Annotated in this window: 16 protein-coding genes; 10 read left to right on the top strand and 6 right to left on the bottom strand. The window is 57.5% G+C overall.

Annotated features, from left to right (window positions below; all coding sequences use genetic code 11):
- Window positions 1–159 precede the first annotated feature (159 nt).
- Entirely contained in the window at window positions 160–828 is a 669-nt protein-coding gene (locus tag AAEZ03_RS02070; RefSeq protein WP_278940647.1) for a hypothetical protein, read from the top strand.
- 20 nt (window positions 829–848) lie between these two features.
- On the opposite strand, the gene AAEZ03_RS02065 is transcribed toward AAEZ03_RS02070, so the two are convergent.
- Window positions 849–1,106, bottom strand: a complete 258-nt coding sequence (locus AAEZ03_RS02065) for a DUF2790 domain-containing protein (protein ID WP_123750112.1) — start codon at window positions 1,104–1,106, stop codon at window positions 849–851.
- Window positions 1,107–1,480: 374 nt separating this feature from the next.
- Between AAEZ03_RS02065 and zapE the strand changes: the two genes are divergently transcribed.
- On the top strand, window positions 1,481–2,599 hold the full coding sequence (gene zapE, locus AAEZ03_RS02060) for a cell division protein ZapE (RefSeq protein WP_350575615.1): 1,119 nt from the start codon (window positions 1,481–1,483) through the stop codon (window positions 2,597–2,599).
- Between the two features lie 44 nt (window positions 2,600–2,643).
- Here the strand turns inward: zapE and dkgB are convergent, their stop codons facing one another.
- Window positions 2,644–3,447 (bottom strand): 2,5-didehydrogluconate reductase DkgB, encoded by an 804-nt coding sequence (dkgB, locus tag AAEZ03_RS02055; RefSeq protein WP_350575611.1) that lies wholly within the window; start codon window positions 3,445–3,447, stop codon window positions 2,644–2,646.
- A 191-nt stretch (window positions 3,448–3,638) separates the two neighbouring features.
- Here dkgB and pvdP point away from each other — a divergent pair, with 191 nt between their 5' ends.
- Entirely contained in the window at window positions 3,639–5,258 is a 1,620-nt protein-coding gene (pvdP, locus tag AAEZ03_RS02050) for a pyoverdine maturation tyrosinase PvdP (protein ID WP_350575608.1), read from the top strand.
- Window positions 5,259–5,321: 63 nt separating this feature from the next.
- Here pvdP and AAEZ03_RS02045 read toward each other — a convergent pair whose 3' ends face one another.
- Genes AAEZ03_RS02045 through AAEZ03_RS02035 form a run of 3 tightly spaced genes read right to left on the bottom strand, consistent with a single transcriptional unit; the run spans window position 5,322 to window position 9,867 of the window.
- Window positions 5,322–6,716, bottom strand: coding sequence for an efflux transporter outer membrane subunit (locus AAEZ03_RS02045; RefSeq protein WP_350575606.1), 1,395 nt, complete (start codon window positions 6,714–6,716; stop codon window positions 5,322–5,324).
- A 7-nt stretch (window positions 6,717–6,723) separates the two neighbouring features.
- Window positions 6,724–8,694 carry a MacB family efflux pump subunit gene (locus AAEZ03_RS02040; protein ID WP_262125286.1) on the bottom strand — a complete coding sequence of 657 codons (1,971 nt, stop codon included), beginning with the start codon at window positions 8,692–8,694 and terminating at the stop codon, window positions 6,724–6,726.
- The gene (locus tag AAEZ03_RS02035; protein WP_262125284.1) at window positions 8,695–9,867 is read right to left on the bottom strand and encodes an efflux RND transporter periplasmic adaptor subunit; all 1,173 of its coding nucleotides are present in this window, start codon (window positions 9,865–9,867) and stop codon (window positions 8,695–8,697) included.
- Window positions 9,868–10,176: 309 nt separating this feature from the next.
- On the opposite strand from AAEZ03_RS02035, the gene AAEZ03_RS02030 reads away from it, so the two are divergent.
- The 7 genes from AAEZ03_RS02030 (at window position 10,177) to AAEZ03_RS02000 (ending at window position 20,779) form a co-directional block, all read left to right on the top strand.
- Window positions 10,177–10,656, top strand: coding sequence for a sigma-70 family RNA polymerase sigma factor (locus AAEZ03_RS02030; protein WP_262125283.1), 480 nt, complete (start codon window positions 10,177–10,179; stop codon window positions 10,654–10,656).
- Window positions 10,657–10,773: 117 nt separating this feature from the next.
- Window positions 10,774–12,111, top strand: coding sequence for a lysine N(6)-hydroxylase/L-ornithine N(5)-oxygenase family protein (locus tag AAEZ03_RS02025; protein ID WP_350575601.1), 1,338 nt, complete (start codon window positions 10,774–10,776; stop codon window positions 12,109–12,111).
- 646 nt (window positions 12,112–12,757) lie between these two features.
- Window positions 12,758–15,520: a magnesium-translocating P-type ATPase gene (gene mgtA / locus AAEZ03_RS02020; protein WP_350575598.1), complete on the top strand. Its 2,763-nt coding sequence runs from the start codon at window positions 12,758–12,760 to the stop codon at window positions 15,518–15,520.
- Window positions 15,521–15,873: 353 nt separating this feature from the next.
- A complete protein-coding gene (locus AAEZ03_RS02015; protein ID WP_350575596.1) occupies window positions 15,874–16,500 on the top strand; it encodes a response regulator in 627 nt (208 codons plus the stop codon).
- Window positions 16,501–19,770, top strand: a complete 3,270-nt coding sequence (locus AAEZ03_RS02010; protein ID WP_350575593.1) for a transporter substrate-binding domain-containing protein — start codon at window positions 16,501–16,503, stop codon at window positions 19,768–19,770.
- 111 nt (window positions 19,771–19,881) lie between these two features.
- Entirely contained in the window at window positions 19,882–20,211 is a 330-nt protein-coding gene (locus AAEZ03_RS02005) for an ANTAR domain-containing protein (RefSeq protein ID WP_350575590.1), read from the top strand.
- Between the two features lie 82 nt (window positions 20,212–20,293).
- Entirely contained in the window at window positions 20,294–20,779 is a 486-nt protein-coding gene (locus AAEZ03_RS02000; RefSeq protein ID WP_153333659.1) for a GNAT family N-acetyltransferase, read from the top strand.
- A 151-nt stretch (window positions 20,780–20,930) separates the two neighbouring features.
- Here the strand turns inward: AAEZ03_RS02000 and AAEZ03_RS01995 are convergent, their stop codons facing one another.
- The gene (locus AAEZ03_RS01995) at window positions 20,931–22,670 is read right to left on the bottom strand and encodes a phosphoethanolamine transferase CptA (protein WP_350575587.1); all 1,740 of its coding nucleotides are present in this window, start codon (window positions 22,668–22,670) and stop codon (window positions 20,931–20,933) included.
- Window positions 22,671–22,888: the final 218 nt, after the last annotated feature.

The raw sequence follows: 22,888 nt of genomic DNA, 5'->3' as shown, positions 1-22,888 counted from the left end.
GCACTCTCAGTGGACTACTTTGTTGAGGCCTGGAAATACTCAGCGTATTTGTGGCTAGTTGCATCTGCCATTTGCTTTTACGTCTGGCTCCAAGCCCACAAACTCTTCACCCAAGTAATCCCCACCCGCTTCAACCGTCAACGCCGTGAAGTCTGTTTTATGCCCGACGGCGCCACACAACCGCTGTTCGTCCCCTGGGAATCCCTGTCTGCCTGGGTCGTTCAAGGCCAAAGCGCGACCCAATACGGCATCACCCGCCACTACGGGATGGGCATGGGCTTTGTGCATGAGGGTGAGTTGGTCAGCGTCGAATTCCAGTGTGGCGCTCTGCAACTGGCGATTGCCAATTGGGAGGCTGTGCGCGGTTACATGGAGTACGAACTCAACGATCTGCACGCCATCCAGGACCCGCTGGAACTTCAGGCTCCCGGCGACCCGCCCCATGAAGGCCTGCACACGTTTCGCAATGCTCGCGCCAGTTTGCATCGGCGTATACGGGAGAAAGAAGTGGGTTGGATCTACGGCTTTTTTTGGTACGTCTACCACGTCATGACGTTATGGACCCTGCCCAACCACTTGGTGGAATGGGAGATAAGACGCATCGCCAAGGTCGGCCGCAAAGCGCTGCCCGAGGCGATGCGTGAATGGTCCGAGCCGTTACCGCCCGAGCAATGGGCCAAGCCCAGCGCCGAGCTGCTTCGTTTGAGCGCCAAGGTCAAAGCGTTGATCAAACGCTCACCACGTAAGTCGATAACCGAGGTGTTTGCTGAGGCGTATCGCAATGAGCCCAACCATAAAAAAGCCCCCGTCAAGCGGGGGCTGATCTGAGGCTGAGGTTGCTGCGGGTGTTAGCCGTTTGTGCAACCGTTACCCATCACGCGGTATTCGATGATGTGACGCTGACCTTGATGGTCTTCGTACGTCATTTTTGCCGGAACCACTCCACACACATCGGCGACAGGCGACACGTTAATGACTTTGGCGATGTCCAGGTCGGTGGCGTAAGTGTATTGCTCAACGGCAGGTTGGGATTGTGCAACTTTAAGGTCGTCGGCCATCGCCAAAGTAGACAGACCCATCAGAGCAAGTGCGATCAAACGTTTCATTTTCAATAAGACCTTAAAACAATCACGACTAACTGACTTCAAGTGCCGGATGGCGGTAGAAGTTGCCAGACCACTGAGTGTGTGTCTGCCACGAAGTACCGTGCCCTGTTTCAATGTTGTTTCTAGGGGGTGGTTCAATCATAAGGTTTTGCCGGGCAGGTTAAAGACCAAATGCGGCCATGCACTTATGCAGGATCGGTAACAATCGTTTGATCCACCACATTTTTGTAGGAGCGAGCTTGCTCGCGATCTTTTGACTTTTAAAAGCTCGCGAGCAAGCTCGCTCCTACAGGGTTAAGTGCAGCTAGAAGTTGAGTAAAAACCCTGAGCTTGCTGGCATACTGCCGCGTCTGATTCAGGAGCCAAACCCAACAATGAATGTCGAGTCCCCCCTCAGTGCCTGGCAACGGGCCGTTGAACAGCAAGGTTTTGTCCAGGATCCTGCGCAATGGCAGGCGGTGCAGGTGTTGCAGCGCTCTCACGAGGCCTTGCACTCAGGGGCTCGTTCGGTCAAAGGCGTGTACCTGTGGGGGCCGGTCGGGCGAGGTAAGACCTGGCTCATGGATCAGTTCTACGAAAGCTTGCGCGTCCCGGCGCGGCGTCAGCATTTCCATCACTTTATGCAATGGGTGCATCAACGGCTGTTTCAGCTAACCGGCGTCGCTGACCCGCTCAAGATCATCGCCAAGGACTTGGGCAAAGAACTGAAAGTGCTGTGTTTTGACGAGTTGTTCGTTAATGACATTGGCGACGCGATCATTCTTGGGCGGTTGTTTCAAGTGATGTTCGACGAGGGCGTGGTGCTGGTGTGCACCTCGAACTTGCCACCGGAACAGTTGTATAGCCACGGCCACAACAAAGAGCGTTTTGCCCCCGCGATCACCGCCATTCTCAAGCACATGGACGTCGTCTCGGTGGACGGCGCTGAAGACCATCGTCTGCACCCCGGCATTGCGCAACAACGTTATTGGGTGAAAGCAGCGGATCAGTCGAGTGTGATCGGGCAGGTGTTCACGGAACTGACAAAAGGGCAGGAAACTTCGGATGCTCCGATTGCTGTAGGCCATCGCTCAGTGAACGTTGTGCGGGCTGGTGCTGGAGTGTTGTGGTGCAGCTTTCATGAGTTGTGCGAGCAGCCGTTGGCGGCCACGGAATTTATGCAGATCTGTGATCAATACACGGTGATTTTGCTCAGCGACGTGCCTTGCCTGAGTGCCGAGCAACGCGAAGGCAAGATCGCCCGTGGTACGGAAGATGGACCGGTGAAGGTCGAGGCGGGGGATCGCGATCTGCCGCAGTTGTCGATCTATGACGACAGCGTGCGGCGATTTATTGCGCTGGTCGACGAATGCTACGACCGCAAAGTACCGCTGTGTATTGAGGCGCAAGTGCCGATGGACCAGTTGTATACCCAGGGCTACCTGGAGTTCGCTTTCCGCCGGACCTTGAGCCGCTTGCAAGAAATGCAATTGCAGCGCTTTGGTGTGCATTGACCCTGTAGCCGCAGCCTGCGGCAGCGGCTACAGGTGTTTAGCGTTTAGTCCCACTCAGGCGCCACGCTTTGCGGATTGGTCAGGCGATGCCCGCGATCCAGCTGGGCAATCTGCGCCATGTCTTCTGCGGTCAGCTTGACCGATTGTGCCTTGAGGTTGCTCTCAAGGTTGGCGCGCTTGGTTGACGACGGGATTACCGAATAACCCAGTTGCATCGCCCACGCCAGGGTCACTTGTGCCGGGGTGGCGTTGTGGCGTGTGGCAATTTTGACAATCACCGGATCTTTCAGCACTTCGCCGTAGGCCAGGGTCATGTATGAGGTGATATGGATCCCGTGGCTTTGTGCGAACTCCACCACTTTGCGGTTCTGCAAGTACGGATGCAGTTCGATCTGATTGGTGGCGATGTTCTCGGCACCCACCGCGGCAATCGCTTCTTTCATCAGCGCGATGGTGAAGTTGGACACACCGATGGCCTTGGTCAGGCCTTGTTTCTTGGCTTGTAGCAGTGCACCCATAAATTCTGCGACCGGCACTTCATGTTTGGGTGAAGGCCAGTGAATCAGGGTCAGGTCCAGGTGGTCGGTGCGCAGTTTTTTCAGGCTCTCTTCGAGGCTTGGAATCAACTTGTCTTTAGCGAAGTTGCTGACCCAGATTTTGCTGGTGATATACAGCTCGTCACGCGCAACGCCGCTGTTGGCAATGGCCTGGCCGACGTCGGCTTCGTTCTCATAAATTTGCGCCGTGTCGATTGCCCGGTAGCCCAGTTCAAGGGCGTTGGTAACCGAATCAATAACCACTTGGACTTTGAGGCGGAAGGTGCCGAGGCCGAATGCTGGGACTGTCATGGATAACTCCTGGGTGGTCGTAAGAATGGGGTGAGTATCTACGGCTTGAACGGTGGGAAAAACCATAGCCCACGCAAAGCAATCTTGACCGCAAGGCATGAATGAATGATCCCCGTGCGGGTTAAATTTCATCGTTGAGCAAACGTTCTAGCTTGGATAACCCCTGCATTCAGGCTTGGACAGGTAGTGCAATGACGATTTCTCGACGATGGTTTATCGCTGGCTTGGCGATCACCGGCGCAGCAGCGCCTGCGGTGTATTTTGGGCATCGCGAGCTGACCCGGGTCGATGAGCCGATTACGCCCGGTGAAGCAACTGTCGATTTGGCGGACACGGCGGGCCAGCAGATCGCCGATCAATTGCGTGGACTGTGGACGATCCGTTTCACTGGCCGTGATGCCGGGCTGGACGGTTTGCCTGCGGATGACCTTGAAGTGTGGCTGGATATTGCGCCGCGTGGGCGTGGGGTGCGCGGTTATCTGGACACGGCACAGGTGCTGCACAGCGAGCAAACGCCGCGCTATCGCATTTTGGCTGACCTGGTTGAGCTGGACCCCAAGCACATGTACTGGCGCCTGACCCGCAGCGACGCCGCCAACGGTCAGCCAGATTACGAGTTCAGTTTCAGTCTTGATGAGGTCTGGGGCATGTTCGGTAACGCTGGCAGTGGCACCTTGAGTGGCCGCGTGCAGCGTCTGGACCGAGCGCTGGCGTTGCCCGAGCAAGACAACCGTTTTGTTGCGCTCAAGCGCACCTTCCCTGAGGCCCGCCAACGCATCCCGCTCAACCCCACATTGTTGCAGTGGCTGGTGTCGCCTGAGCATCGTTTGTTCCACCAGCTGTGGCATGCCTCGCGTGACACTTGGCATGAGCTGTCCGAGGACAAGCGCAATGCACTGCGCGGTATTGGCTGGCAGCCCGGTCAGCGTGACAAGGAGCGCGATGCGCGCGGCCCGCGCAAAGACCGTAACGGGTCGGGCGTCGACTTTTTTTTCATGCATCGGCACATGCTGAGGGCTGCACGCTCAATGCAGGACTTGCCGTCGTGGCCTTCGTTCCCGATGCCGCAGCCCGAGCTTGAACGCGACCGTGCCGGGTTTGCCCGTTATTTCGACAACCATGATGGCAGCGCCTTGCCGCCGACCTGGCTGGCAGAGGGCGATGACACCTACACCCAATGGCTGAGTGACATCAAACAGGCCGAGACGTATCACAGCAACTTCGAAGTCTGGGAGTCACGCTATCGGGACCCGCGCTATCTGTCGACGCTGACCTTGGGTCAATTCGGCTCTGAGGTAGAGCTGGGCCTGCATGACTGGTTGCACATGCGCTGGGCGTCGGTGCCACGTGACCCATCCAACGGCGCGCCAGTACCCTTGGCGCGGGATCCGGCAGACTTCGCGGCGCGTTGGTACGTGGCGGAAAACGATTTTCTGGGGGACCCGTTTTCGTCTCACATCAACCCGGTGTTTTGGCGGTTTCATGGCTGGATCGATGATCGTCTGGAGGACTGGTTTCGTGCCCACGAACGTTTTCATCCCGGCGAGTTGACGCGCCTGGAGGTCAACAGTGTGCCGTGGTTTGCGCCGGGGCGCTGGGTTGAAATCGATGACCCGTGGTTAGGCCCGGACACCCACGGTTGCAGCACCACACCGGGGTTAAGTGTGGGCAAAAGCGTCGAGATGGACCCGGAAACCATGAAGCTCGCGCTGCGCATTACCTTTGGCGATGACAAGAAAATTGGCGACTTGCTGCGCCGGGTACCGCGTCGGCCGTGGTATGCGCGGCATTTGGTGGTTAAGCCCGTGTGAGCTCCCAGGGAAGATCAAAAGATCGCGAGGCAAGCTCGCTCCTACACCGCGATCTTTTGGTTGTTATTGCACCTGCCAGCCCCCGCCCAACGCTTTGTATAACGCGATGCTGGCTTGCAAGCGGGCCATGCGCAGTTGCACGTGCTGGTCTTGTGCCTGGTACAGCGTGCGTTGGGTTTCCAGTACGGTCAGCATGACTTCGGCGCCAGCTTTGTAGCGGCTTTGGGCAATGTCGAAGGCCTGTTGCGCCTGTTGCAGTTCTTCGTCTTGCCATTGCCGTTGCTGGTCCAGGCCGCTGGCGCTGTTGAGGGCTTTTTCAACGTCGGCAAAGGCGCTGATGATGCTCCCGCGATAGGTTTGCAATAGCTCCTGCTGACGCGCCACAGTTTTGTCGCGTTCTGCGCTGAGGCGGCCGTTGTTGAAGATCGGTGCGGCCAACCCGGCCGTCAGGTTGTAGAAAGGGCTGCGCAACATGTCGCCAAAGCGGTCCGCGCCTGAGCCCAATGTCGCGCTCAAGGTCAGACTGGGCAGCATGGCCGCACGCGCGACGGTGATATCGGCTGAGGCCGCGGCCAGTTTGGCCTCGGCGCTGGCAATGTCGGGGCGTCGGCTCAGCAGTGCGCTGGGCAGCCCGCTGCCGATGTCTGGCCACTGCAATTGGGCAAATGCCGTGTCGCCCAAGGTGAGGCGTTGCACGGGTTCGCCCAACAAGACCGCGAGGGTAATACGGGCTTCCTGGGCCAGTTGCGCCATCAGTGGCAATTGCCGTTGTTGAGCAGCCACCAGGCTTTTTTGCTGAGCCAGCTCAAGGGCCGTGGCAGAGCCTGCGTCATAGCGGGTCTGGACCACGTGCAAGACGCTTTGGGCGTTGGTCAGGTTGAGCCGCGCAATGCGCAGTTGCTCGTCATAGGCCAGGGTTTGCACGTAGCTGCTGGCGACGCCGCTGAGCAAGGTCAGCTCGACGGTGGCCTGGTCAAACTCGCTGGCATTGAGCGTGTGCAAGGCGCTGTCACGGGCCGCGGCTTTGCCGCCCCAAAAGTCCACTTCGTAGCTGGCCGTCAGGTTGGCGTCGAAGGAGTCCACTGCCTTGTTGTTGTCGGTGGCGTCCAATTGGCTGTAACCCTTGCCGCGCAGCAGTTTTTCACGGTTGGCGCTGCTGGCGAACTTCACTTCGGGCAACAGCGGGGCGCCAGCAATAACGGCTGTGGCGCGGGCTTGCTGGACGCGGGCAATGGCTGCAGCCAGGTCGTAACTGCCAACTCGTGCTTGAGCGATCAGACGGTCCAGGGCCGGACTACGAAAATGACTCCACCATTGCTGGCTGCTCAGTTGGCTGGCCTGCGTGTGGGGCGATTGCCAGGCCGGGGGCGGTTGCACCGGGTGCGCGTCGCGCGGCGGGGTTTGGCTGCACGCGCCCAGCAACAGGCACGTGGTCAACAGACTCAAAGACGGCTTCATCAATCGATCATTCACTGGTAAGGGCTGTGACCGGGTCAAGCCGGGCAGCTTTGCGGGCGGGCATAAAACCGAAAATAACGCCGGTCACCAGCGCACAGGCAAACGCGCCGAAGACTGCAACCATTGAGAACGCCACGGCCACATCGCACAGCAGCAACACCCCGCCGATGATAAAGGCCAGGGTGATGCCTGCCAGACCGCCGACCACCGACAGCATCAGGGCTTCGGTCAGGAACTGGCGCAGAATGTCACGCTGGCGGGCGCCGGTGGCCATGCGAATACCAATCTCGCGGGTGCGCTCACGCACGGTCATCAGCATGATGTTCATCACCCCGATGCCGCCGACCAACAGCGAAATGGCGGCAATTGAGCCGAGCATCAACGACAGCGTGTTGCGGGTTTTGGCTTCGGCCTGGATCATCGCGGCGTTGTTGGTAATCTCGAAATCGCGTTTACCGTGGTGGAGTTTGAGCATCAATTGCTCGATGGATTTTTCGGTCTGTTTGACCTTGCTCGCATCGGCGGCGGCAATCACCACGTATTCCGGGTTGTGCGTGCCGAACAAACGCACGCTGGCGGCGGAGTAGGGCACCACGATGCGTGAGTCACTGTCTGAATCCGCTGAGCTGGCGCCTTTTTCAGCGAGGATTCCGACCACGCGAAACGGTACGTTCTCCAGCAGGATGTATTGCCCGATGGGGTTGGGCACGTCCTTGAGGACTTTGTCGCGGACCTTTTTACCGATCACCGCCACGGCGGCTGCGGCGTCTTCATCGGCCTGGCTGAAGAAGCTGCCTTGCACCACCGGCCAGTTGAAAATGGCCGGGAAATCGATGCCGTTGCCGCCGGTGTACATCGTGTGGTCGACGTTGCCATAGCGCACGCCGATCTCGGCGCCGTTGATGGGCATGATCATCTTTACTTGAGGCAAGGTCGACAGCGCGGCCACGTCATTGAGCGTGACAATCCCCAGCGGCGCCCGGGGGCGGGGTGACATGCCGCTGAGGTAGATGATGTTGGAGCCAAACGCACCCATTTCGGCCATGACCTGGCGTTTGCTGCCTTCGCCGACAGCCAGCATCACCACCACCGATGCCACGCCGATGACGATGCCGAGCAAGGTCAGGGCGGTGCGAAAGCGGTTGATCCACATCACTCGCCAGGCCGCGTGCAGGGCGTCGACCAGTTCGCCTTTCCAGGCGCCGCGGGCTTCGCTGCCTTCATTCAGGCGCTGGCGCAGGTCAACCGCTTGCAGTGCCTTGGGGTTTTCGCGGGTCGGCGCTGCAGCACCATTGGCACAGTCGCTGATGATTTCGCCGTCGCGCACCTCAATGATCCGGTTGGCACGCGCCGCGACTTCGCGGTCGTGGGTGATCAGGATCACCACATGGCCTTGGCCGGCCAGCTCATCGAGCAGCGCCATGACTTCTGCGCCGCTATGGCTGTCCAGCGCGCCGGTGGGTTCGTCGGCCAGAATAATGTGCCCGCCGTTCATCAGCGCGCGGGCAATCGATACGCGTTGTTGCTGACCGCCCGACAACTGATGGGGGCGGTTGCCGGTGCGTGTGCCAAGGCCCAGCCGGTCGAGCAGGGCGGCGGCGCGGGCATGCCGCTCGGCCGCTGGTGTACCGGCGTAAATGGCGGGCATTTCGACGTTTTCCTGAGCCGAGGCCGAGGGGATCAAATGGTAGCCCTGAAAGACAAAGCCGAACGCCTCGCGGCGCAGCCAGGCGAGTTCATCGCTGGCGAGGTGGGCAACGTCTTCGCCGGCAAACAGGTAGCGCCCAGAGGTGGGGCGGTCGAGGCAGCCAAGGATGTTCATCAAGGTGGATTTGCCCGAGCCCGACGCGCCGACAATGGCGACGAATTCACCGGCGTGGATCGACAGGCTGACGCCTTTGAGCACGTGAACTTCAGGTGTGTCGATACCGCCGTAGACCTTGCGGATATCTTGCAGCTCAATCAGGGGAGTACGCATTTAGCCTCCGTTGCCGGTGGCCGGGCCGATCAGCAAATGATCACCCTCGTTTAACCCTTCGAGCACTTGCACGCGCAGGCGGTCACTGATGCCGGTACGAATGTCGCGGTGTTCGATCTTGCCGTTTTTAGTCACCACGTTTGCGCTTTGTCGATTGCCTTCGATGCTGCCTTGCAGCGCGACAATCGGGGCCAGCAACACGTCTTTGGCCTGATCGGCAACGAAGAACACTTGCGTGGTCATTTCTGCCATCAACGCCTGGTCGCTGTTGTCGACATCCAGCAGCACGGTGTACAGCACCACTCGCGCGCTGCCGCTTTTGCCCGAGCTGGCCGGGCTGCCGCCACCCTGGCTGGCTTCATTCAGCGGTTTGGGCGGGACTGGCAGAATCTGTCGCACGGTGCTGTTCCAGCGCCGATTACCGCCACTCAAGGTGGTGAAGTACGCCTGCATGCCCGCTTTGACGTGGCCGATATCGGCCTCGGAGACTTCGGCCCATACGGTCATTGGTGAAAGTTTGGCGATGCGCAGAATCAACGGGGTTTGCTGTTGTGCATTGAGGGTCTGGCCTTCGCGCGCATCAAGGGCGACCACGGTCCCCGCCATGGGCGCGTAGATACGCGTGTAACCCAGCTCGGCTTCATCGCTACGCAAGCTGGCCTGGGCCTGGCGGATTTGCGCCTGGAACATATCAATTCGGGCCTGGGTGGTTCGCACTTCAGCCAGTGCTGACTGAATGTCTTCTTCGCGAGTGGCGCCGCCTTTGGCGAGGTTTTGCTGGCGCTGATATTTCTGTTTGGCCAGGTCGTGCAAGGCGCGCTGTTCCTGGAGCTGGGCCGTGAGGTTTTCAACGGCATAGCGGCTGGCGTCGAGCTTGGCTTTTTGTGTGGACGGGTCAATTTCGACCAGCAATTGGCCTTCTTTGACTTCGTCACCCACCTCAACGTGAATCGTCTTGATCTGCCCGGAAGCCTGCGCGCCCACGTCCACATATTGCCGTGGCTGCAGCGTGCCAAGTGCCGTTACGCTGCTTTCAATGTCACCGCGGGTGATGGGCACGGTGTCATAAGCGTCGCGGCCAGTGGTCAGGAAGGGCCATGCCGCCAACGCGGCAACCATCAGTAAAAACAGGGCAACAAAGAGCGCACGGCGGGTCTGTCGAGGGCGTTTCATTCAGGGTTCCGGCCAATGGGGATCGGCCCGTCTTCGTTGCACTGGCACAAAAAGCCCGGGGCAATCGCTGTCGAGCAATCGACAAACACGGGGAGCTGTTGAGTAAACGAAGGATTTAGTTAGATATTTAGGCGTTTAATGATCTGTTTGTGACTAAATATTTCTCGGCTGTTTTTGCAACAAGCTTTAAATCTATATGAGAATTACTATAAATTACGCCAGCAAAAGTGCCATCATCATGCCGCTAACTCATTCGGTCTGTTTCTGCGCTCATGGAATGTTGCCGCGCTGCTGCGGCCGGGAGTCCTGTTGGAAAACTACTATCGCGAACTGGTGAGCTTTTTGAGTGCCAGATTGGGCAATGCTCAAGCGGCAGAAGATGTGGTGCATGACGCTTATGTACGGGTGCTGGAGCGCACCAGCGATGAGCCGATTGAACAGCCACGGGCGTTTTTGTATCGCACCGCGCTCAATCTGGTGATCGACGGTCACCGCCGCAGCGCCTTGCGCCAGTCTGAACCGCTGGAGGTGCTGGACAGCGAAGAGCGTTTTTTCAGCCCGTCGCCACAGCTGCTGATGGACCAGAATCAGCGCCTGCAACAGATCCAGCAGGCGCTCTCGGAATTGCCGGCGGCGTGCCGTGAGAGCTTTTTGCTACGCAAGCTGGAAGGCTTGTCCCACGTTGAAATTGCCGAGCGCCTGGGCGTGTCGCGCAGCGTGGTCGAGAAGCACATCGTAAATGCCATGAAGCATTGCCGGATTCGAATTCGGCAGTGGGACACGCCTTAAATTTTTTTTCCGTATCCTCGTCCCTACTCAACAGACGCCCTGCTGATCTGCAACAGAACAGTCGGGTTACGGGTTTTTTAATCCCTCTGTTGAGGGGCAATCCAGAGGACACTGGAAATGACACAGGCAATCGCTTCGGCCGTCGTTCATGATCTGATCGGCATCGGTTTCGGGCCTTCCAATCTGGCCCTGGCCATCGCCCTGGAAGAGAGCGGGCAGGTGCACGGTCCCTTGGATGTGCTGTTTTTAGACAAACAGGCGGACTACCGCTGGCACGGCAATACGTTGGTGACCCAGAGTGAGCTGCAGATTTCCTTCCTCAAGGATCTGGTGACGCTGCGCAATCCCACCAGCCCTTATTCGTTCGTCAATTACCTTAAAGCCCACGATCGTCTGGTTGATTTCATCAACCTTGGGACCTTCTATCCATGCCGGATGGAGTTCAACGACTACTTGCGTTGGGTGGCTTCACACTTTGAAGCGCAGAGCCGGTATGGCGAAGAAGTGCTGGCCATCGAGCCGGTGCTGCACCAGCAGCAGGTTGAAGCGCTGCGGGTCATCTCCCGCGATAGCCAGGGCCAGCACCATGTGCGCACGACGCGTTCAGTGGTTGTCAGCGCCGGGGGCACGCCGCGCATTCCGGCCGCCTTCAAGGCGTTGAAAGACGATGCGCGGGTGTTTCATCACTCGCAGTACCTTGAGCGCATGAGCCGCCAGCCCTGCGTTAAAGGCCAGCCGATGCGCATTGCAATCATTGGGGGCGGGCAGAGTGCTGCCGAAGCGTTTATCGACCTGAACGACAGCTACCCGTCGGCGCAGGTGGATTGGGTGTTACGCGGTTCGGCGTTGAAACCGGCGGACGACAGCCCGTTCGTCAACGAAGTGTTTTCGCCGGAGTTCACCGATCTGGTGTACCAGCAGGGCACTGCCGAGCGCGAGCGGTTGATCACTGAATATCAGAGCACCAACTATTCGGTGGTGGACATCGACTTGATCGAGCGCATCTACGGCATTTTTTATCGTCAGAAAGTGTCCGGTATTGCCCGCCATGTGTTCCGCAGCCTGACCAGCATTGAAAGTGCAACCTCAGACGAGCAGGGCGTCAAGTTGGTTCTGCGCAACAGCGCCAGCGATGACGTCAGCGAGCAGCACTATGATGCAGTGATTCTGGCCACCGGCTATGAGCGGCAAATGCACCGTCATTTATTGGCGCCGCTGGCGCAATACCTGGGTGATTTTGAGGTGGATCGCGACTACCGGATCGTTACGGACAAGCGCTGCAAGGCCGGGATCTACATGCAGGGTTTTTGTCAGGCCAGCCATGGTTTGAGTGACACTCTGTTGTCGGTATTGCCGATTCGCGCGCAAGAAATTTGTGCATCGTTGTACGCCCATGACCAACATCACAAACAGGGCAGCCTGACGGATGAGCGGGTGTTGGCGGCGGCGATATAACTGCCGGTTGTAGTCGTTGACGAGCCTCGCGCTGCTCGTCAACGGCTACGCAGAGATGTGGGTACGCGCAAACTGAACCCTTCCTGAAGATAAATCTGATTCATAAAACGGAAGCTTTCCTACGGTTTACTCTCCTAAATGCCGGGAGTAAGCTGCCGACGTTTTCATCAAGAGCGCAGATCCTAAGTGGGTAACAGTTCGAGTGACAGTAGTCGGCCGGTTATGAAGACCGGCGTATTCTCGGCAAGCTAACGCGCAGATTCCCCTGTCGTTGCTTGCTGACCAGCGAGCAGCGGCATCCTGAACGGGGTTAAGACCCCGAACCCGAAGCCCTCTCCCAGACACTGAAACGTGTTGCGTAGTGCAACACGACGTTCGCGCGTGCCTCAGGCACGGAGCGCACGTTCGGCTGTGCCTCCTTCAAGGCTGCGTTGACCGTTAGGGGAAGCACCATGAAGCACTTTTTTACGCCCATTCGCCGTCGCCAGCACCGCCCAGCCTTACCTGGTTGCGTGTACGCCAATAATTGACGGCGGGTATCAGGCCCGCTGACCGAGACTAAAAAATGAATGACGGTTCGAGTTTAAGGCTGCCTGGGTAATCACGCTGAACAGGGTGACTACGCAGGCGGCGCAGGAGTAGCACCATGAAACACACCCTGAAAGAATTCTTCGCAGGCTTTCTACGCACTCGCCACATTGGACGGCACTTTCGTCGTCTGGCATTGCTCGACAGCCTGACCAACACCACGGTCAGCCGTGAAGTGCCGCCTACCCTGGCGCAAACCCTGGTGGCTTCGGCCAACACCGAAAGCGCGGCGTTGATCGACAAGCTCGGCACCCATACCGATGGCTTGAGTGAAGCCGAAGCGCAGACACTGCGTGACCGCCACGGCCTCAACGAAATTGAACACGAGCAGCCCCTCAGCCGCTGGGTGCACCTGTGGCACTGCTACAAAAACCCGTTCAACTTGCTGTTGACCTTGCTCGCGGCGGTCTCGCTGGCCACCGATGACATCCAGGCGGCAGTGGTGATCAGCACCATGGTGGTGCTGTCGACCCTGCTGCGTTTTTGGCAAGAAGCCCGTTCGAACAAAGCAGCCGATGCTCTCAAGGCGATGGTGAGCAACACCGCTACGGTCATGCGTCGGGACTTCAGTGCAGAAGCGTCGCCGATGTTTGGCAAGTTCTACGGCGCGGCCCAGCAAATAAAGGGTGCGCAACGCATTGAGTTGCCGATTAAACAATTGGTCCCGGGCGACCTGATCGTACTGTCGGCAGGGGACATGATCCCGGCCGATTGCCGGGTTTTGAGCGCCAAGGACTTGTTTGTCAGCCAAGCGGCCATGACCGGTGAGTCGATGCCGGTGGAGAAGTTTGCGCATCACTCTGACAGCCAGACCATCAACCCGCTTGAGCTGGAAAATATTCTGTTCATGGGCACCAACGTGGTTTCCGGTGCCGCCACCGCCGTGGTCCTGACCACGGGTAATAGCACTTACTTTGGGGCGCTGGCCCAGCGTGTCGGGGCCACCGACCGTGGGCCGACTTCGTTCCAGACCGGGGTTAACAAGGTCAGCTGGTTGTTGATCCGCTTTATGTTTGTAATGGCGCCGCTGGTGCTGTTCATCAATGGTTTTACCAAAGGTGACTGGACTGAAGCCTTGTTGTTCGCGCTGTCGGTGGCGGTGGGCCTGACCCCTGAAATGCTGCCGATGATCGTGACCTCGACCCTGGCCAAGGGCGCGGTGTTCCTGTCGCGCAAAAAAGTCATTGTCAAACGTCTGGACGCGATTCAGAACTTTGGCGCGATGGACGTACTGTGCACCGATAAAACCGGGACCCTGACCCAGGACAAGATCTTCCTGGCGCGCCATGTGGATGTGTGGGGTGAAGAGTCCGACGACGTGCTGGAAATGGCCTACCTGAATAGCTACTACCAGACAGGCCTGAAAAACCTCTTGGATGTGGCGGTGCTGGAGCATGTGGAAGTGCACCGCGAATTGAACGTGGGCACAGCGTTCAACAAGGTTGACGAGATTCCGTTCGACTTCACCCGCCGCCGCATGTCGGTGGTGGTGGCCGAGCAGGATCAGCCGCACCAGTTGATCTGCAAAGGCGCGGTCGAAGAAGTGCTGTCGGTGTGCAAGACCGTTCGCCATGGCGATCTGGAAGAGACCCTCAGCGACGAACTGCTGGCGCGTATTCGCCAGGTAACGGCAGCTTTCAACGAGGAAGGCTTGCGCGTGGTCGCGGTGGCTGCTCGTTCGATGGCTGCGGGCCGTGACACCTACAGCCTGGCAGATGAGCAGGAATTGACGCTGATCGGCTATGTTGCGTTCTTGGACCCGCCCAAGGAAAGCACCGCGCCTGCGCTCAAAGCGCTGGCCGAGCATGGCGTGGCAGTCAAAGTGCTGACCGGTGATAACGAACTGGTGACGGCCAAGATTTGCCGCGAAGTGGGCCTTGAGCAACAAGGCTTGCTGATGGGCAATGACATTGAGCGCATGACTGACGCCGAGCTGGCGGTTGCGGTCGAGACCACCAACGTATTTGCCAAGCTGACACCCACTCATAAGGAACGCATTGTGCGTTTGCTCAAGGCTAACGGCCATGTGGTGGGCTTTATGGGGGACGGAATTAACGACGCCCCGGCGTTGCGCACTGCTGACATCGGGATTTCAGTGGACAGCGCGGTGGATATCGCCAAGGAAGCGGCGGACATCATTCTGTTGGAAAAAAGCCTGATGGTGCTGGAGGAGGGCGTGCTGGAAGGCCGTCGCACCTTCGCCAACATGCTCAAGTACATCAAAATGACCGCCAGCTCGAACTTCGGTAACGTGTTCTCGGTGTTGGTCGCCAGTGCGTTCATTCCGTTTCTGCCGATGTTGCCGATGCACCTGCTGGTACAAAACCTGCTGTACGACGTGTCTCAGATCGCGATTCCATTTGATAACGTCGATGACGAAATGCTGAAAAAACCACAACGCTGGCAGCCAGCGGATGTCGGACGTTTCATGCTGTTCTTCGGGCCCATCAGCTCGGTGTTTGACGTGCTGACCTTCGCCCTGATGTGGTACGTGTTCAAGGCTAATACCCCTGAGCATCAAACTCTGTTCCAGTCGGGCTGGTTCGTGGTCGGGCTGCTGACGCAAACCCTGATTGTGCACATGATCCGCACACCGAAAATTCCGTTCCTGCAAAGCCGTGCAGCGACGCCGTTGATGGTAATGACCGGGGTGATCATGGCCATCGGTATTTTCCTGCCGATGGGGCCGCTGGCCAGCTACTTCAAACTGGAGGCGCTGCCACCGCTGTACTTCATTTTCCTGCCGGTGATTTTGCTGGCGTACATGGCGCTGACCCAAGCGGTTAAGGGTTTTTACATCCGTAAGTTCGGCTGGCAGTAAAGGCTTTCAAAGCGTGGGCTGCGGTCATGTAACGATCGCAGCCCATGCCCCTTGGAGGCATTTAATTTCGGGCGCGCGCCATCATTTAAGAAATTTCCTACATCCTGTGTGGTGCTTTCCCTACTCGTAAGTTGCACCCGAATGGCGATTATTCGCGGCTTGATTTCAATCGGGTATCGCGATGTTGCGTTCAAGTAGCGGTGAGGACGCACGGGAGGTTTGTAGGAAATATCCTATACTTTCCCTTGTATTCATAAGCATGTTAATCATGAGGAAGTTACGGAGTTATCTATTCAAAAAAATAGATAAAGCCGCCCACGTCCTGTTATTGGCAGTTTTTGGCAGGGGTTCAAATGTATAAAGTCTTGATTGCCGATGATCACTCCTTGATTCGCACCGCTGTGCGACTGCTGTTGGAGAATCAGGGTTACACCGTGGTGGCAGAAGCAACTAACGGAATCGATACGGTGCAGTTGGCGCGCCAGCATGCGGTCGATCTGGTGGTCCTGGACATCACCATGCCGGGTCTGGACGGTCTGGAGGTGATCAGCCGTATCAAGGCGTCCGGGCTGACCTGCCGGATTTTGGTGCTGACCTCCCAAGCGGCGCTGTTTTATTCGCAGCGTTGTATGAAGGCCGGTGCAGCCGGGTTCGTGACGAAAAAACAGGAACTCAGCGAGTTGCAACGGGCGGTCAGGACGATCATGGACGGTTATACGTTTTTCCCTAACCTGGCGATCAGTTCGGTTCGAAACAGTGATGCAACATTGACGGACATCGAATTGATTGAAAGTTTATCGGCCCGCGAGTTAACTATTTTGCAGCAACTTGCTCGAGGTATCAGTAATAAACAAATAGCACTGGAAATGACCCTGAGCAGCAAGACAATCAGTACCTATAAGGCACGGTTGATTGAAAAATTAAACATGAAGTCAGTTGTTTATCTGGCAGAGTTTGCCAAACGTAATGGCTTGATTTAAATGAAGCTTTTTGTGCGGCACGGGCTGTTGATCGTGTCGCTGGTTCTGGGATGGCCTTACGCACTGGCGCAGCCGACGGTGCAGTCGTTGCAGTTGTTGGGCCGCTCAAATGTTGAAGCCTACAGCGTGGTGCTTGAGGCGCCCGACTGGCAATGGCTTAAACAGCACGACACCTTGCGGCTGGGCATTTCGGCACCGGATTACGCGCCCTTTGACATGACCGGTAATGATCAGGACTTTGAAGGGCTGACGGCGGATTACATGCAGCTACTCTCCGAGTTGTTGCACGTTAATGTTGACGTTAAACGGTATGCCTCAAGGTCGCTGGCGATAAACGCGCTCAAGCGCGGCGAGCTGGACTTGCTCAGCAGCGCCAACGGCTTTGAAGCGCAAGATCGCGCACTGGTGCTGAGCCAGGCCTATGCCGACGACTCGCCCACGCTGGTAACGCGCAGCGCTAACCAACCGGTGATGCCGGCTGATCTGGCAGGCAAGCGCTTGGCCATGCTAGATCACTATTTGCCTCCACAAGAAGTCCGGGCGTTTTACCCCAAGGCCGAGTTGCAGCTATATCCCTCAACACTGAGTGCTATTGGCGCTGTGGCGTTTGGTCAGGCTGATGCTTACCTTGGGGACTTCATCAGCGCCAACTACCTGATCAATAAAAACTACCTCAACAATGTGCAATTGGCCGACTTCTCGCGCATCGATGTCAGCCCTTTTGCGTTTGCGCTGGCGCGCGATAACGCCCGGTTGCTGCGCATAGTCAATGCGGGGCTGGCGGCGATTCCGGCCAGTGAGCGGATGACGATTCTGCGCCGCTGGAGTTCGGAAGGGCCGCAAGTGAGTAGCCATTCGCGGCTGAACCTCACCGCCAGTGAACAGCGTTGGCTGGATGCGCATCCGCGTCTGCGGGTGGCGATAAATGATCAATACTTGCCGCTGTCGTTTATTGACGAGCAGGGTGTGTTTAAAGGCGTCAGTGCCGATGTGCTGTTTAATATCAGTGCACGTACCGGCCTTGAGTTCGAGGTGGTTAAAGGCGACTCGGTGCAAGACCTGATCGGTCTGGTCAGCAGCGGCAAGGCCGATGTCATCGGCGCCTTCACTCCTAGCGTCTATCGTGAATCACAGTTGCTCTTTACCCGGCCTTATCTGACCACGCCGTTTGTGCTGGTGACCTCTACCCGACTTGAGAGCCCTGACACGCTGGATGAGATGGCGGGGCAACGCCTGGTGCTGGTACGAGGCAATGTGTTGCGCGAGTTTGTGTTGCGGCACTACCCCCGCATCCAACTGCTGGAGGCAGACAACGCTGCCGATGCCATGGCGATGGTGGTTGCAGGTAAAGCGGATGGCGCCATCAACGCGTTGATCAGTGCGCGCCACATGATTTCGCGGCGTTTTAACGGGCAGTTGCACATCACCAGTACGGTGGGCACCCAGCCCGCACAGATCGGTTTTGCCACTGCGCGCGATGCTCCAGAACTGCATGGGGTTCTGGACAAGGCGTTGCTGAGTATTTCTCCTGAAGACATGAGCGTGCTGACCAATCGCTGGCGCGATGACTCGCCGGAAGGCGAAAGCTATTGGTTGCGTAATCGGGCTGCGATTCTCCAGGGCTTTGCCATTGCGGCAGTGCTGCTGTTGCTCGCGTTTGGCTGGATTGCCTATTTGCGTCGCAGTGTCGCCAGGCGCCAGCAGTTGCTGGAGCAAGTGCAAATTGCCAAACAACAGGCCGATGAGGCGAATCGCGCCAAAACCACGTTTTTAGCCACCATGAGCCATGAAATCCGCACGCCCATGAATGCAGTGATCGGCATGCTTGAGTTGGCGATGAAAAAAGCTGATCAGGGCGTTATGGACCGGCTGGCCATTGAAGTGGCGTCGGGGGCTGCTCGCGAACTGCTGGAGTTGATCGGCGATATTCTGGACATCGCGCGCATTGAGTCCGGGCATCTGTCATTGAGCCCCAAACGCGCCAATGTGCAGGTGTTGGTGGTGTCGGTAGTGCGTATGTTTGATGGTTTGGCCCGGCAGAAACATCTGAGCCTGGTGTATGAACCCGCTACATCGGCTGCAGACATCGACGTGTTGATCGACCCGATGCGCTTTAAACAAATTGTTTCCAATGTGCTGAGCAATGCCATCAAGTTTACCGAGCAGGGTGAAGTCCGCCTGACGTTGAACGTGCAACCTCATCCTGACGGGGCGCAGGTAGAGATTGGTATAGGGGTTGATGACACCGGAGCAGGTATTGGTGAGGAGGATCTGCGTCGACTGTTTAGCCCGTTTGTCCAGGCCAGTAACAATCATCAATCGGCGCGCAGCGGCTCTGGGCTGGGGCTGGTGATTTGCCGCTCGCTCTGCGAAATGATGGGCGGGACGATTCAGATGAGCAGTGAGCCGGGCAAAGGCACTCACGTTGATATCAGCCTCAACGTGCCGCGCCTTGAACCCGATGCCGGGCAGGCAGATGACGAGGTAGAAGGGCTGGCCTCGCCGGGCTCGATGAGCATTCTGGTGGTGGACGACTATCCGGCCAACCGCATGCTGCTGGCTCAACAATTGAGTTACCTGGGGCACCGTGTCATTGATGCCGAGAACGGTGCCCAAGGTCTGGCGGCGTGGCGCGCGGGCAGGTTTGACGTGGTTATTACCGATTGCAACATGCCGGTCATGAATGGCTATGATTTGGCCCGCGCCATACGCAACGACGAGGCCGGGCGAGCGCATGGGCCATGCCTTGTTTTGGGCCTGACGGCCAATGCCCAGCCCGAAGAAATTGAACGTTGTCGGCAAGCGGGGATGGATCAGTGTCTGTTCAAGCCGATCAGCCTGCAGGACTTGAGTCTGTGCCTGGCCTCCGGAACTCCTGGCTCTGCAAACGTGTCTTACGCCGAACCGCTTGCCGATGGCCACGATGAAATTGACTTGGCCTACCTCCAGCAATTGGCTCAGTGCGATGACGCGTTGGTGCATCAGTTGCTGACGGAGATGGCCGTCAATACCGAAGAGGATCTTGTGCAGTTGATGCAGCTTTTTGTCAGCGATGATTTTCAAGGGCTGGCTGCGCTGGCGCACAAGATCAAAGGTGCTGTTGCACTGGTCCAGGCCAAAGGCTTGATGCGTTGTTGCGAGCAACTTGAGGCCGCGAGCGCTTTGGCCGATCCGGCGTTAATTCTCCCGTGTGTGGATGCGCTGCATGCAGAGATGGAGCGCTTTGCCCGCGCTCTGGAGGAGCACATGCAGCATCAGGGAGCGCAGTGATCTGGAGACAGGCGGGGCTTGAAAAACAAGGCACCCCACCTATTAATCGTTGAAACGGGCTGTTTAGTTTAAATATTCAACGCAACGACGTTTGACGACGGTTAAACCACTATGCCGAATAAGTCTTTACGAATATTGATCGCAGACTCTGATACCGAGCAGGCGTTAAAAATTGACAGGGCGCTCAATCTGGCGGGATACCATCGAGTAGCTCCTTTGCGCGCAGTTGATGCGCTAAAAGGACTGCGCGACGCCAAACCTGGTGAGTTTGACTTGCTTTTGATCAGCCGGAAAATGGCCGGTGGGCCGGCTGTCGATGCCGCGCAATACCATCGCGACAACGCGCAGTTCCGGCATATCCGTATTTATCAGGATGCCGACGCGCTGGCCGCGAACATTGTTGAACTGATGCAGAGCATTGACCCGCCAAAGCGCCCTTGAGGCGAATACTTGTTTGCGTCACCGCTGGCACGCTAAGGTCGCAGGCTCTCAAAATAAAATCAGACCTTGGGGAAGATGCGCGATGTCGCAAGTGGTAGTCGTACAAGCAAACTATACGGACCCGGTTCACGCTCAAGCACTGCGAGACGTTTTGAACCACTACGCGCAGGACCCGATGGGTGGTGGCGAGGCGTTATCAGCCCAGGTGCTGGAACAACTCCCGGGCGAGTTGGCCAAGCGTGCGCATGCTTTCAGCGTGCTGGCATTTGTGGATGGCAAGGCCGCCGGGCTGGTTAACTGTTTTGAAGGTTTTTCGACGTTCGCCGGGAAGCCGCTGGTCAACGTGCACGACGTGTCAGTGGTCGATACCTACCGTGGCTTGGGTCTGAGCCAAAAAATGCTGGAAAAGGTCGAGGCCATTGCGCGGGAACGCGGCTGCTGCAAAATCACCCTCGAAGTGCTGGAAGGCAACCCTGTGGCTCAGGGTTCTTACCGCAAATTCGGGTTTAGCGCAGGGCAACTGGACCCGGCCCACGGGCGTATGCTGTTTTGGAACAAGCCGCTGTAACAGCGCGATGCTGTTCTTTTGAGCGATATTTTGCGCCTGTGGGAGCGGGCTTGCTCGCGATGGTCTTCAGAGCACCTGATTTACTCAGTTAATACGCGTCATTGTTAACGACCATCGCGAGCAAGCCCGCTCCCATTTTGAGTAGCATCTATTAATTGACCGCGCTTTGCACCGGCGCCGCTTTGGGCTTGATCAGGCTGAAATCAATCAGGGCTTTTTGCGGGCGAGAGTAGGGGTCGCCGATTAATTGCGGGCGTACGACAAACTCATCGCTGACCAGGCTCTTCTTGTCATCCAGCTCTTTAGCGCTTAACCCGGCCAGGTCTGCCCAGGTGTGGATGAACTGTGAGCTGCTGTAAGGGCGGTCCAGATCACCGGCGAAATCCCAGGTGTGGTCTTCACGCCATTTGGGCGAGGCCCAGGCCAAAAAGGGGATGGTGTACATCGGCGCGGTTGGCTTGGCCTCGTTGCGTCCCAACGTGTCGTGGCCCACAGAGTCGAACACGTCTTCACCGTGGTCGGACAAATACAGCAGAAAGCCGTTCGGGTCGGTTTTGGCGAAGTCCTTGATCAGGCTCGACACCACGAAGTCGTTATACAGCACCGCGTTGTCGTAACTGTTGTAGGTGGGGATCTGGTCATCGCTCAACCCGGCAGGCGCGCCGGTACGATCGGTGAATTTGTCGAAAGTCGGCGGGTAGCGGTACTGATAACTCATGTGAGTGCCGAGCAAGTGAATCACGATGAGTTTGCGCGGTGCGCTGTCGGCCAGGATCTTGTTAAAGGGCTCCAGGACATCGCCGTCATATTGGCGGGCATTCTGGTTACGGTTGTTATTGAGGTAGACCTGTTGGTCAGCCTGCTCGGAGAAGGTGGTGAGCATGGTGTTGCGTTTGGTCATGGTCTGCTGGTTGGTGATCCAGTAGGTTTTGTAACCCGCTTGTTTCATCACGCTGACCAGCGACGGGGTGCTGAGGTACAAGTCCGGGTTTTCTTCGTCGGCGAAGGTCAGCACTTGTTGCAGGGCTTCGATGGTGTAAGGACGCGGCGTAACGACGTTGTCAAAGATCGCCAGTTGGTCGCGCAATTTGTCCAGGTTGGGCGTGGTTTCGCGAGGGTAACCGTACAGGCTCATGCGCTGGCGGTTGGTGGATTCACCGATGACCAGAACCAGCGTGGTCGGTTGGCCTGCTTCTTCATCTGTGAGGTTAGTGAGTGGCGGGATTTTGCTGGCGCTGGCGAGCATGCCTTGCATGCTGTCCAGTTGTTGCAGATAACGACGATAGGCGACCACCATTTGCCACGGCACGGCGGGCTCTACGCGGCTTTCGAAGCTTTCGAGGGCTGAGGCGAAGGTGTCGTGTTTAAGGGTCTGTTTGATCAGCGGGTAGCCGACCACTGCGAGCACGATCGCCAGGGCTGCGGCCCAGGCTTGGGCGCGGGGCAGGTACACCGGGCGCAGGCGTGTCCAGAGGAAAACCGCGAACGCGGTATGCGTCAGGAAGGCCAGCACCATCCACCAGGCAAAGTATTGCGTCATGTACTCGCCGGCTTCAGAGGTGTTCGACTCGAACATGATGAAGATGACGCTTTGCGAGAACTCTTGCTGATAGATAAAGAAATAGCCAAGGCTGGCCATGGAGCAGGCCCACAGCACCACGCCGATCACCGCTGCCATGATCCGGGTGCGGGCGGGGAACATCAGCATCGGCGCCAACCACAGGGCGCTCATCACGAATGCCTGGCGAAAGCCTGAAAAGCCCGAAGTACCGGTGAGCTGTATCAACAGTTGAGTGATGCCGGAAAAGTACCAGAAGAATAGAAACAACCAGCCTAAACCAGCCCAATCGAACCCGTTCGCAGATGCATTACTGCGTTTAAACAACCCCATACAACACTCCAGCGCAATACAGCTTGAATGGTTGACGCCGTAGGACCCGGCACAACGCGTGCGGGCTGTCTGAAAATAAAACAGCCACAAAGTGATCAATTGTCACAAAAGTCATGTGAAAACTTTGTGCGGGAGATGAAACTTCGAGGGGGGATGGTCGTGGGAGCGAGCCTGCCTCGCTATCTTTTGATCTTTTAAAAGATCGCGAGGCAAGCTCG

Origin of the sequence: Pseudomonas sp. HY2-MNA-CIBAN-0224 (genome assembly GCF_040310285.1) — a bacterium.
In the GTDB taxonomy this organism is placed as follows: domain Bacteria; phylum Pseudomonadota; class Gammaproteobacteria; order Pseudomonadales; family Pseudomonadaceae; genus Aquipseudomonas; species Aquipseudomonas helleri.
Note: the sequence above shows the minus strand (reverse complement) of the source record. Positions and strands in the feature narration are given on the sequence as shown.